Origin of the sequence: Streptomyces sp. W16 (assembly GCF_033194735.1) — a bacterium.
Lineage (GTDB): Bacteria > Actinomycetota > Actinomycetes > Streptomycetales > Streptomycetaceae > Streptomyces.
The window spans coordinates 1-11,933 of sequence record NZ_JAWOAI010000311.1; the positions used below are offsets into that span (position 1 = coordinate 1).

General features: G+C 69.6%; 11 protein-coding genes and 2 pseudogenes. 5 read left to right on the top strand and 8 right to left on the bottom strand.

The window, feature by feature from the left end:
- Window positions 1–292 precede the first annotated feature (292 nt).
- Window positions 293–1,381, top strand: coding sequence for a redox-regulated ATPase YchF (ychF, locus tag R6V09_RS32930; RefSeq protein ID WP_317885115.1), 1,089 nt, complete (start codon window positions 293–295; stop codon window positions 1,379–1,381).
- A 165-nt stretch (window positions 1,382–1,546) separates the two neighbouring features.
- Here the strand turns inward: ychF and R6V09_RS54715 are convergent.
- The 4 genes and pseudogenes from R6V09_RS54715 to R6V09_RS32945 form a co-directional block, all read right to left on the bottom strand.
- A pseudogene (locus tag R6V09_RS54715) lies at window positions 1,547–1,726 on the bottom strand (type II toxin-antitoxin system RelE family toxin); the annotation flags it as partial.
- Between the two features lie 81 nt (window positions 1,727–1,807).
- Window positions 1,808–2,146 carry a hypothetical protein gene (locus tag R6V09_RS32935; RefSeq protein ID WP_317885116.1) on the bottom strand — a complete coding sequence of 113 codons (339 nt, stop codon included), beginning with the start codon at window positions 2,144–2,146 and terminating at the stop codon, window positions 1,808–1,810.
- Window positions 2,147–2,287: 141 nt separating this feature from the next.
- Window positions 2,288–3,043, bottom strand: a complete 756-nt coding sequence (locus R6V09_RS32940) for an SDR family oxidoreductase (RefSeq protein ID WP_317885117.1) — start codon at window positions 3,041–3,043, stop codon at window positions 2,288–2,290.
- Window positions 3,044–3,059: 16 nt separating this feature from the next.
- Window positions 3,060–4,538: an FAD-dependent monooxygenase gene (locus R6V09_RS32945; RefSeq protein WP_317885118.1), complete on the bottom strand. Its 1,479-nt coding sequence runs from the start codon at window positions 4,536–4,538 to the stop codon at window positions 3,060–3,062.
- A gap of 57 nt (window positions 4,539–4,595) precedes the next feature.
- Between R6V09_RS32945 and R6V09_RS32950 the strand changes: the two genes are divergently transcribed.
- On the top strand, window positions 4,596–5,207 hold the full coding sequence (locus R6V09_RS32950) for a TetR/AcrR family transcriptional regulator C-terminal domain-containing protein (protein WP_317885119.1): 612 nt from the start codon (window positions 4,596–4,598) through the stop codon (window positions 5,205–5,207).
- Window positions 5,208–5,234: 27 nt separating this feature from the next.
- Here the strand turns inward: R6V09_RS32950 and R6V09_RS32955 are convergent, their stop codons facing one another.
- Window positions 5,235–6,524, bottom strand: coding sequence for a M14 family zinc carboxypeptidase (locus tag R6V09_RS32955; RefSeq protein WP_317885120.1), 1,290 nt, complete (start codon window positions 6,522–6,524; stop codon window positions 5,235–5,237).
- A 375-nt stretch (window positions 6,525–6,899) separates the two neighbouring features.
- On the opposite strand from R6V09_RS32955, the gene R6V09_RS32960 reads away from it, so the two are divergent.
- Together R6V09_RS32960 and R6V09_RS32965 are read left to right on the top strand one after the other, a co-directional pair.
- A complete protein-coding gene (locus R6V09_RS32960; protein ID WP_317885121.1) occupies window positions 6,900–7,586 on the top strand; it encodes a glycoside hydrolase family 11 protein in 687 nt (228 codons plus the stop codon).
- A 24-nt stretch (window positions 7,587–7,610) separates the two neighbouring features.
- Window positions 7,611–8,309: pseudogene (locus tag R6V09_RS32965) on the top strand (polysaccharide deacetylase family protein); the annotation flags it as partial.
- An 83-nt stretch (window positions 8,310–8,392) separates the two neighbouring features.
- Here the strand turns inward: R6V09_RS32965 and R6V09_RS32970 are convergent.
- The 3 genes from R6V09_RS32970 to R6V09_RS32980 form a co-directional block, all read right to left on the bottom strand.
- A complete protein-coding gene (locus R6V09_RS32970; protein ID WP_317885123.1) occupies window positions 8,393–9,022 on the bottom strand; it encodes a hypothetical protein in 630 nt (209 codons plus the stop codon).
- A 42-nt stretch (window positions 9,023–9,064) separates the two neighbouring features.
- Entirely contained in the window at window positions 9,065–10,471 is a 1,407-nt protein-coding gene (locus R6V09_RS32975; protein ID WP_317885124.1) for an NAD(P)/FAD-dependent oxidoreductase, read from the bottom strand.
- Window positions 10,472–10,585: 114 nt separating this feature from the next.
- Window positions 10,586–11,002: an SsgA family sporulation/cell division regulator gene (locus R6V09_RS32980; protein WP_317885125.1), complete on the bottom strand. Its 417-nt coding sequence runs from the start codon at window positions 11,000–11,002 to the stop codon at window positions 10,586–10,588.
- 209 nt (window positions 11,003–11,211) lie between these two features.
- On the opposite strand from R6V09_RS32980, the gene R6V09_RS32985 reads away from it, so the two are divergent.
- Window positions 11,212–11,933: sigma-70 family RNA polymerase sigma factor (locus R6V09_RS32985; RefSeq protein ID WP_317885126.1), on the top strand; the 722-nt coding region annotated here is incomplete at its 3' end.

Sequence of the window (11,933 nt, forward strand, 5' to 3'; positions counted from 1 at the left end):
CCGCCGTTCGGGCCCCGGCCCGCCTGCGGGGGCAGTGGCGGGGCTCCGCGTCTTGCGCCGGGCTGTGGGGGTCGTGTCCTGTGTTGCTCCACTGGACCAACTTAGGTCGGTTTATGTGCCGAATAGGCCCTCAGACACGCCGATGGGCAGAGCTTGGCCACGTGTTCGACGCGGAGCCTGGGCGGGGCGGCTCACGCCGTAGACTGGTTGATCGGCCCCGGGCCCCAGTCTCCGCAGCCCCAGCCGGTCCCCTCCACTGCTCTCACGCCACTCACGTACGGGAAGTCGCAACGTGTCGCTCACGATCGGAATCGTCGGTCTGCCGAATGTCGGCAAGTCGACCATGTTCAACGCCCTGACCAAGAACGACGTGCTCGCGGCCAACTACCCGTTCGCCACGATCGAGCCGAACGTCGGCGTGGTCGGCGTCCCCGACGCGCGCCTGACGAAGCTCGCCGAGATCTTCTCCTCGCAGAAGATCCTCCCGGCGACCGTCGACTTCGTCGACATCGCCGGCATCGTGAAGGGCGCCTCCGAGGGCGAGGGCCTGGGCAACAAGTTCCTCGCCAACATCCGTGAGTCCGACGCGATCTGCCAGGTCATCCGCGCCTTCAAGGACGAGAACGTCGTGCATGTCGACGGCAAGGTCTCGCCCAAGGACGACATCGAGACGATCAACACCGAGCTGATCCTCGCCGACCTGCAGACCATCGAGAAGGTCCTCCCGCGCCTCCAGCGGGAGTCGCGCATCAAGAAGGACATCGGCCCGAAGGTCGCGGCGGTCGAGGCGGCGCAGGAGATCCTGGAGAAGGGCGACACCCTCTTCTCGCACGGCATCGTCCAGGGCTCGGGCAACGAGGAACTCCTCCACGACCTGCACCTGTTGACGACCAAGCCCTTCCTCTACGTCTTCAACGTCGACGAGGACGAGCTGGTCGACGAGGACTTCAAGACCGAGCAGCGCGCCCTGGTCGCCCCTGCCGAGGCGATCTTCCTCAACGCCAAGCTGGAGGCGGACCTCGCCGAGCTCGACGAGGAGGAAGCGATGGAGCTCCTGGAGTCGGTGGGCGTCGAGGAGCCCGGCATGGCGACCCTGGCCCGCGTCGGCTTCGACACCCTCGGCCTGCAGACCTACCTCACCGCCGGCCCCAAGGAATCCCGCGCCTGGACCATCAAGAAGGGCGCCACCGCCCCCGAGGCGGCCGGAGTCATCCACACCGACTTCCAGAAGGGCTTCATCAAGGCGGAGGTCATCTCCTTCGCCGACCTGGTGGAGACGGGCTCGGTGGCGGAGGCCCGCGCCAAGGGGAAGGCCCGCATGGAGGGCAAGGACTATGTGATGCAGGACGGGGATGTGGTGGAGTTCCGGTTCAACGTGTAGCGGGTGACGCGACACCGCATCGCTGATCTGGCAAACATGCAGTTCAGAAGGGCCCCGACTCTTCGGCGTCGAGGCCCTGGTTGTTTCCCGTGCTGGATGGGTGCTGGTTTTTCGGGCCTGGCATCACTCACCGGCACCCCACGTCACCTCTCATGAACGACCCACACGATCGGGTTGGGACACGAGCGCCGTGGTGCTGAATCCGAGCGGGGCGCTCTCCAGTTCCGTCAGCTTGGCCAGGATGCGCAGTGCCATGTCGCGGGGGACTTTCCGAAGCTCGGCTTGCGCCTCGGGTCGGAAGACGGGGTGCTGGTTCGTCTTTCCCGTACCGGATCGGCGCCGGATGTGATCGTGGAAAGTTGTGTTTCCGCAGATCGCAGCTCTGCAGTAGACGTTCCGGTTCAACGTGTTCCGTGCTGAAGGCCTTCAGGCCCGTGAACTCGTGGCGGCCCGGTTCTCCAGTCGGATGACGACCGCAGCCACAGTCGTCACGATCAGCAGCACCCCGCAGCAGACGAAGCTGATCAGGCCGGTCATGAGCCAGTAGACCGGGTGCTGGTCGATGCACTCGATGGCGTGCGAGCAGCGGAGGTCTTCCCAGCTGACCTGTCTGCCGTAGGTGCGGACGCCGAAGGCGATGCAGAGGGCGGAGCCGACGGTCGCGGCGGACAGCAGGGTCCATCGGATCCGCCATGTCCGCCACCACGACAGGATCCATCCGGTGACGATCATCGCCGGGAGGACCCATATGTGGATTTTTTCCATGCCCCACCGCATCGTTCCGTGACATCGCGTTCCGGCCGGTCTGCCGTTGGGCAACCCTACCGAGCCTGTTCGATCGGTGGGTGGCCGGCCATGGGGCGCAGGCGGTCGTGCAATTCCCCCGCGCCCGCCGGCCGTACAGCGTCAGAAACCGCGTCGTACCCCGCCGTCCACCGACAGCATCACCCCGGTGACATACGAAGCCGCCGGCGACAGCATGAACGCGCCCGCGCGGCCGAATTCCTCCGGGGCTCCGTAGCGGCCGAGCGGGATCGCGGACTCGTTGGCGGCGCGCTTGGCGGCGGGGTCGGGGGAGAGGCCGTCGAGGTCGCGCATGCGGTCCGTGCCGATGCGGCCGGGGAGCAGGCCGAAGACGCGGATTCCGCGGGGGCCCAGTTCGTCCGCGAGGGACTTGGCGAAGCCGGCGAGTCCGGGTCGCAGGCCGTTGGAGATGGCCATGCCGGGGGTCGGTTCGTGTGCCGTGATGGACAGGACGAGGCCGATCGCGCCGCCTTCCCCCAGTTCCGCGGCGGCTGCCCGGGCGAGGCGGACCGCGCCCAGGAACACCGACTCGAAGGCCGCCTGCCACTGTTCGTCGGTGTTGTCCGCGACATTGCCCGCGGGCGGCCCGCCGACGCTGACGAGGATGCCGTCGAAGCCGCCGAAGCGGTCCCGCGCGGTGCTGATCAGGCGGTGCGGTGCCTGCGGGTCGGCGTTGTCGACGCCGACTCCGGCCGCGTTCGGGCCCAGTTCGGCCGCCGCCTCGACGGCGCGCTTCTCGTCGCGGCCGGTGACGACCACCTTGGCGCCGTCGGCGACCAGTTCACGGGCGACGGCGTAGCCGAGGCCGCGCGTGCCGCCGGTGACGACGTACACCCTGTCCTTCAGTCCGAGATCCATGGATCCGGTCCCCTTTCTAGCGTCCGAGAGTGGCGGCGACGACCGTGTCCACCTGTGCCGCGAGCTTGATGTCGTCCTGTTCCGTCCAGGCCCACGCGACATGTCCGTCGGGGCGGATCAGGGCGGCGCGTACGTCCTCCCAGGCGTCCCGGGTCCGGTCGGGCGCCCCGCCGTGCACGGTGATCCGCTGCTGGGCGCGGTCGGCGAGCGCGGCGTCGGCGGTGAGGTCGAGCAGGACGTACGAGTCCGCCCGCAGCGCGCCGAACAGGGTGCTGTCCGTGCCGGGGAGGGCGAGGTCGGGGGCGCGGGTGCCGGTCACCGGGTGGGCCGAGGGGTCGGTGCTCGGGTAGGCGACGTCCAGGGCGGTCAGGCGGCCGGCCAGTACGTCGCTGAACTCCCTTGATTCCGGGACCATTCGGCTCAGCAGGTCGCGCAGGGCGAGTCCCTCGGGTGTGAACGCGTGGAACAGGTAGGTCTGCGCGCGGCTGTGTTCCATCAGCTGCTCGCCGACCGGGTGGCGGTCGGTGTGGTAGCTGTCCAGCAGTCCGTCCGAGGCCCAGCCGTCGATCGTCGCGGCCAGCTTCCAGCCGAGGTTGAAGGCGTCCTGGAAACCGACGTTCATGCCGACGCCGCCGGTGGGGTAGTGCTGGTGGGCGGCGTCGCCGGCGAGCACGACGCGTCCGCGCCGGTAGTGGGTGGCGAGGCGGGTGGCGTTGCCGTAGCGGGAGAGCCAGGACGGGTCGTGCATGCCGAAGTCGTCGCCGGCGATGTCGACGACCTTCTGCCGCAGTTCCTCCAGCGTGAAGTCGCCGGGCCACTCGGTGGTCGCGCTGTCGGGGCTGGTGCCGGCGATGCGCCACCGGTTGTCGGGCAGCGGCACGATCATCAGGCCGCCGCGCTCGGTGAAGCGATTGAAGCCGGGCGCAGGCGGGTTGTCGAAGAGGACGTCACCGAGCCAGCCGAGGTAACGGGAGTCCGTGCCGGGGAAGCCGATACCGGCCGCCTCGCGCACCGTGCTCCGGGTGCCGTCGCAGCCCGCGAGGTATTCGGTCTGGATCTCGTACGGTCCCTGCGGTCCCTCCACTTGCACGGTCACCGAGTCCGGGTGCTCGGTGAGGCCGGTGACGCGGTGGCCGCGCCGGATACTGGCGCCGAGCCCGAGGGCGTACTCCTCGAAGAGCGCCTCGGTGCGGGCCTGGGGGATGAAGAGGGTGTAGGGGAAGGGGGTGTCGAGAACGGAGAAGTCGAGCCGGTTGGCGAGGTTGGCGAAGTGGCCGGTGGAGATCTTCAGGCTCTCGTCGAGGAAGCGCTGATGGATCCCGCGCGAAGCCAGCACCTCGATGCCGCGCGGGTGCACGGTGAGCGCCTTGGAACGCTGGTCGATGTCGGTGCGCATTTCCAGGACGGTGACGGAGATGTTGTTCAGCCGCAGTTCGGCGGCGAGCCAGAGTCCGACGGGTCCGCCGCCGGCGATGACGACCTGCTGTGTTTCCACGTGATCACCCACTTCTTGGTCGCTGACCAATATTTGTGAGTGCAGTAAACTAGGTCGGTGACCAATAGGCAACAGAGCGACCGGCTCGATCCGGCCACGGTGATTCGCGCGGGACTGGACCTCCTGGACGAGAAGGGCCTCGACGCGGTGTCCACACGGGCGGTCGCCGACCGGCTCGGTGTGCGGATCAACACCGTGCAGTGGCATGTGAAGACCAAGGCCCGGATGCTGGACCTGATGGCGGACGCCGTACTCGGCGAGATCCCGCTGACCCACCTGCCGGCCGGCCCCGCCGAACGGGCCCGCGAACTGGCCCGCCGCTTCCGTCGTGGCCTGCTGTCCCACCGCGACGGCGCGGCCCTGGTGGTGGGCACCTACCCCGCCGAACCCGGCACCCTCGCCTTCGCGGAGGCCCTGGTGGAGGCGCTGCTCGCGTGCGGCCTCGGGGACCGTGAGGCCGCGTGGACCTCATGGGCGGTCATCTACTTCGCCCTGGGCCTCACCCAGGAGGAGCAGGCCGTCGACCACCGTCCCCTGGGCGACATCCTGACCCGCGCGATCTCCGACACGACCCACCCCGCCCTGCACCGCGTGGCCGGACATCTCGCGCCGGGATCCTTCGACGAGCGCTTCGAGTTCGGGGTGGCGGCGATTCTCGCGGGGCGGTGACGGGAGCCGAACGGCGCGGGGCGACGGTCAGCGGAGGGTCTTCAGCGCGCTCTCGGCGGCGGCCAGGACCGTGCGGGTCTGGTGTTCCACCTGGTGGCGCACCGGCACCCAGCGCACCCGCAGGTCCCGCTCGAAGTCCGTGCACCACACGGTCAGGAGCTCGTCCAGTTCGCGGTGCAGCCCTGGGGCCGCGGGGTCTTCCGCCGCCGCCAGGAGTCGTAGCAGAAGGCCCGCCGCGCGGATGGGCTGGCGGCGGGCCACGATGTTCAGGGCCGAGACCTGGGCTGTCGTCAGGTGCCGCGGATCGTCGGGGTGCGACGCGGCGGCGGCCTGCCGGGCGAGCGGTTTCCAGGAGCCGGCGACCATGTCGTAGAGGCCGTCGGCCATCCACTCCAGCACGCGTCTGAGCGGGTCGTCCTGGGCCGGCGGCAGGAATCCGCGCGCCTTGTCGAGGACGGCGGTCACCTGCCGTCCGCCGTCCAGCACCAGTTCGGCCAGCTCGCGCAGGGCGTGGTCGGCTGCCGGGTACGGGGTCGTGTCCGCGGCCAAGTCCGTTGCCCACATGGGTACTTCGACGATCGCCGTGACACCGCCGTACCGCAGGGGCGCGCACCAGGTGGACAGCCCGATGTTCTCCGACCCGGCCGCCAGCCGGCCGGTGCTGTCCAGCGGAGGCAGGACGTAGACGGCGGGGCTCGGGTTCTCCCAGTACAGGGCGTCGTACGTGCCGTACTGGAGCGGGATGCCGGACTCGTCGGCCGAGGTGCGGAACGGCTCGGCCAGTTCGGGCAGGTCGCGGGTCAACTGGACCCAGCTGCCGCCCACATCGGTGCTGTGCAGCGAGCACTGGAGGAACGGCCGTAGCTCGTCGATGAGTTGGAACAGCGTGCCGCTCTCCGGGAGCGGGTGCGACACGATCGGGGCCCACTCGGGCTGCTCCGCGGCGACCGGGCGGAACGCGGTGCGGTAGTAACTCTTCAGGGTGGAACCGGAGTTGCTGCTCAGGGCCGCGCCGTCCGGGTCCAGGCACAGCACGATGTCCCAGGTGACGAGGGCGGGGTCGGTCGCCGCCGAGAGCCGGTCGCCGCGGGCGATCCGCTCCGCCAGAGTGAGCGCGGTCGCGCCGCCCACCGGCTCGTCGGGGTGCGGTCCGGCGACCACCAGAACGTGGCGCGGCCCGTGCCCGATGGACAGCATCAGGATCGGACGGCCCGCGCGGGACGCCCCGACCGTACGCAGCCGGACGGCTCCGGGAAACCGGGAGACCAGCAGCCGAGCCGACTCGGTGACCTCCGCGACTGTGGGGTAGCGGTCCATCGAGCGCGGCGGGTCAGTTGCCGCCGGGACTGCGGTCGCTGGTGGTCTCCTTCGTGGCCGGCGGACGGACCTCGATCTTGTTCGCCATGTCGTGTCCTTCCGGTGGGAGCTGTCGCACGGCCACGGGATTGACGTGCCCTTGCCAGAGTTCGGGCACGGGGCGGCCGTTGTCAACGACTGCTGCTGCCGGAGGGGCTCACGCTGATTATTCGAAACATTCGCTCGAAACATTCGAGGGTGGGCCTAGCGAGCTGCGTGATCTGCCCAGTGCTGGCCTAATGTCGTTGATTCCACCTGCCAATACGCCAGCGAATATTTCGTACTCGTCACCGAAACCATTGACAGTTGGCAGGGGCGTATCAACACTGACGCCGCATGGACAACACACCCGCACGCACGACAAACCGCTTAAGGCTGTCGATCAGCGGTGCCTGCACCCTGCTGCTGGCCCTCCTCGCGGCGACGACCCTGCCCGGCACCGCCAGCGCCGCCACCGTGATCACCACGAACCAGACCGGCACCAACAACGGCTACTACTACTCGTTCTGGACCGACTCCCAGGGCTCGGTCTCCATGAACCTCGGCTCCGCGGGCAACTACAGCACCACCTGGAGCAACACCGGCAACTTCGTGGCCGGCAAGGGCTGGAGCACCGGCGCCCGCCGGAGCGTGACGTACTCGGGCACCTTCAACCCGTCGGGCAACGGCTACCTGTCGCTCTACGGATGGACGTCGAACCCGCTCGTCGAGTACTACATCGTCGACAACTGGGGCACCTACCGGCCCACGGGAACGTACAAGGGCACCGTCACCAGTGACGGCGGCACCTACGACATCTACAAGACGACGCGGTACAACGCCCCCTCGGTGGAGGGCACGAAGACCTTCGACCAGTACTGGAGCGTCCGGCAGACGAAGCGCACCGGCGGCACCATCACCACCGGCAACCACTTCGACGCCTGGGCCCGAGCCGGAATGCCGCTGGGCAGCCTCAGCTACTACATGATCCTCGCCACCGAGGGCTACCAGAGCAGCGGGAACTCCAACATCACGGTGGGCTGAACCAGTTCGGGAGGACCACTTCACATGAAGTCCGCACCGCACTTCTCGTTACGATCCCGGGTGGCCACGCCGGTCACCGGGCTGGCCGTCGCCGCCCTGGCTGTCGCCGGCACGTTCGCCGTCGCCGTCAACACCCCTGCGCAGGCCGCCACTTGCGGCGGCTACGTCGGGCTCACCTTCGACGACGGCCCGTCCGGCAACACCCCCGCACTGCTCAACGCGCTGAAGCAGAACGGCCTCCGGGCCACGATGTTCAACGAGGGCCAGTACGCGGCCTCCTACCCGGCGCAGGTCAAGGCGGAGGTCAACGCCGGTATGTGGGTCGGCAACCACAGCTACACCCACCCGCATCTGACCCAGCAGACCCAGGTGACGATCGACTCGGAGATCTCCCGGACCCAGCAGGCCATCACGGCCGCGGGCGGCGGCACGCCCAGGCTCTTCCGCCCGCCGTACGGCGAGACCAACGCGACGGTGAAGGCCGTAGAGGCCAAGTACGGTCTGACGGAGATCATTTGGGACGTCGACTCGCAGGACTGGAACGGCGCGAGCGCCGACGCGATCGTCGCGGCGGCCGGCCGGCTCACCGCCGGCCAGATCATCCTGATGCACGACTGGCCGGCCAACACGGTCGCGGCGATCCCGCGCATCGCCCAGGGCCTCGCCGCCCGCAACCTGTGCGCCGGCATGATCTCCCCGCAGACGGGTCGCGCTGTCGCCCCCTGATGGCGGTTGGGGCGTCACCGTCCGGCCGAACGTCAACTGGGCCTGGCCCGCGGTCTCCTGTGCCGTGACCTGATCTCTCCCTAGGGGGCGGGCGGAGCGAGGGCCGTGGTGATCTCGGGGGTGACCGGGTTTCCGGCGAGGACGTGGTGGACGGCGTCGAGGGGGACCGGGTGCTCGTAGTAGTCCTCGAAGTAGGCCCGGACGGTTTCGGGGGAGCGGTCGGTGAGGAGGTGGAAGAGGGAATCGGAGCCGTCCGGGTTCTCGTTGCCGGCCGGGAAGTCGATGGCCGAGCCGGTGCGCCAGGCGGTGTCACCGGTCTCGCGCCACAGGCAGGCGGTGATCGGAGAGATGCCCATGCTCTCGTCGCGGAAGGCGGGATCGTCCAGGAGCGGGCGCAGCGCGGCGGGCACGTCGTCGACGACGCCGGGCCAGACCTCCTCGTCGTCCGTCCCGTACGGGCTCATCTCCGACTCGTGGTCGAAGCCGAGTATGAGCACGCCGGCCGGGGTGAACAGGACGGAGAACTCGTCCCCCGAGCCGTTGTCCATCCGGGCCGCCTCCTCCTCGGGGCCCCAGTCCGGGTGGAAGGTGTACTGACAGAACTCCTCGTCGTCGCCGATCGTGCTGTCGAGGGCGGCCAACGCGCGCAGATGGACGCGGAGTTCGGCGGGTTCGGGGAGGAGGGCGGCGGTGTCGTGCACTGTGCTCATGACGTCATGGAAGCAGCCGCCACTGACAATCCGGTGCCTCGCCTATGAGGTGAGCCCGGGCAGCGTGATGCCGGCGTCCGCCAGGAGTCGTCGTTCCTCGGCTGTGAACGTCGGTCCGTCGAGTTGTGGGCGTGGCGGTCCGAGCAGCGCGGCCGTGAGGACGCCGGGGCGGAGCAGGGCCGTGCCGGGGGACCGGAGCGTCAGTACCTCCGTCATCGCCGTCGCCACGTGGTACGAGCCCGTGGCGGTGTGGGAGAGGCGGCTGACGTAGCGCTGCAGCAGCCGGTCGGCCGGGCCCGCGGTCCTGCCCTGTGTCGTCCGGTAGTGGACGTCCTGTCCCACGGCGAGGCTCCAGGCGAGTTCGACGGGACCTGCGATGGCCCGCTGGGCCGTGCGGGCCAGGCCGTTGCCGAGGCCCCGGGACTCCAGTCGGGTGCGCAGGGCGACGGCGCCCAGTGCCGCCACGGACATGCCGTGGCCGTAGACGGGGTTGAACGCGGCGACCGAGTCGCCGAGGGCAACCAGGCCCTCGGGCCAGGACTTGAGGCGTTCGTAGTAGTACCGGCGGTTGACCGTGCTGTGGGTCATCACGACGTCGGTGAGCGGCTCCGCGTGCGCCAGGAGATCGGCGACGATCGGGTGGCGGAGCGTGCGTGCGTAGGGCTCGAACTCGGCCGCGTCACGCGAGGGTTGGCCGCCCGGGGTGCCTATCAGGCTGACGTGCCACTGGCCGTCCTCGATCGGTACGATGCCGCCCGCGCGGCCGGGCCCGCCGCTCCGCGGGTCGGCCTGGACGCTGATCACGGGCCAGTTCCGGGTGGAGACGGGGGCGCGGTAGACACGGCTGGCGTACGCCATGCCGGAGTCGATGCGGGCCTCGGCCGGGGCGGGGACGCCCAGTTCGGCCAGCCAGCGCGGAGTGCGCGCCGCCTTTCCGGAGGCGTCGACGACCAGGTCCGCGGTCAGTTCGCTCTCGGTGCCGTCGGCCGCGCTCAGCCGTACCCCGGTGACCCGGCGCGAACTCCCCAGCAGGCCGGTGACCTTGGTGCGGGGACGTACCCGGATGCGCGGGTCCTTCAGCACTCGCCGGCGTACGACAGAGTCGGTGAGGTCCCGGCTCGCGGCGATCAGGTAGTGGCTGTCCCGCTTCCAGCGGCGGTACCAGCCCTCGGGGGAGAAGAGCACCATGCCGGTCGTCATGGGTACGCGGTTGGCGCCCGCGGCCAGCAGTTCCGCGACCGCGCCGGGCAGCAGGTCGTCGATCGCGTCCGCTCCGCCGGACAACAGGACGTGGAAATGCGCCGCTTGGGGAACGCCTGGGCGTGCCTCGGGTCCGTCGGGCAGGTCGTGCGCCTCGATGATCTCGACGCTGTCGACGTGGTCCCGGACGGCGGCAGCGGCGAGCAGGCCGGCGAGACTGCCTCCGACGACGACGGCACGGGTGGACATCCGGGATGTCTGGGATGTCCGGGGCGTCCGCTGCGGCGATTGATTCATGAGGCACGATAACAAGGTCAACTTCTGTGCCACAGGCGGAAGTTGGCCACCTGTCCGCCCCTCGTGTCACGCGCCGTCGAGGAGCGAGGCGAGTCCTCGGTCGAGGGACGGTTCCAGGGCCTCCCTGCCGGGTTCGATCACCCTGTGGGTGCGGCGCAGGAAGTGGTGCAGGGCGACCGTGTCGAAGCGGATCATCGCGATGCCCTCCGGAGAGTGGAACTCAACGGCCGTGTGGGCGGGGCCGTACGGCCTGATGTGGACGTTGCCCATCCCGGCGGGGGTGCCGAGACCCTCCTCCAGCAGCGCCCGCGCGAAGGTCCACGTCACCTTCTTGCCGTCGAGCGAGATCCAGGCGGGGAACAGGAGTTGGACGGCGAAGGGGTCGCCGGAGGAGTAGCGAAGCGTGACCGTCACGGCCAACTCCTGGTCGTCGTCGGCGATCAGGCGGGCGCCGGTGGGCTGTTCCAGGGTGATGGGGGTCATGGACGGTCTCCGATTCGGGTGGGGCGGCGGCCGGTTGTGCCGACTCACCCTCCTTGAGTGTGTGGAGGGGTCACTCATTACGCCGTAGCGCGCAGGGATTTATGTGACCTGCATCACCTTGTGGAACGACTGCAACTTTAATTGAAAGTTTTGCCATCTAGGGTACAAACCCATTCCCCCGCCCCACTGGCAACTGGAGCGTTGCTGCCATGAACGACGGCCCCACCGCGGCGTACGCCCGGATCTACGAGGAGCAGCAGCCGCGCCTCGTCGCCTACGCCCGCTCACTCACCCGCAACACCTGGGTCGCCGAAGACCTCGTCGCCGAGGCGCACTTCAGGGTGTGGCGCAGGCTGTCCGCCGGGCACGAGATCGACAACGTACCCGCGTACCTCATGACCACCGTGAAGCATCTCGCCGGCGCCGCGGGGGCCGCCGTACGCGAGACGCCGCGTGATCCGCAGGCCGACGAGCGGGCCGGTGCCGATCCCGCGCACCTCCACGGGGGCGATCCGGCGGAGCAGGTGTCCTCGACCGACCTGCTGGTGAGGGTTCTTGAACAGTTGCCGGAGCGCTGGGTGAAGGCGCTGTGGCTGGCCGAGGCGGAGGGGCTGCCGCTGGCGGCGATAGGACCCCAACTCGGCACCAAACAGGGGGCAACGGCCGTACTGCTGCACCGCGCGCGGGAGGGCATGCGGCAGGCGTTCCTGCGCGCGCAGACCGGAGCTCCGGACGATCCCGCGTGCCAGGTGCACTGGGCCCGGATGCCCGCGTATGTGCGCGGCGGCGCCACCGAGCGGCAGTCCGAACGGCTCCTCGGCCATGTGGACGCGTGCGACGACTGCCGGGCCCGGCTCGCGGCCCTGATGCGCGCCAACGACCGGCTGCCCGCACTCGTGGCACCGGCCCTGCTCGTGTTCGTGCTCGGCGG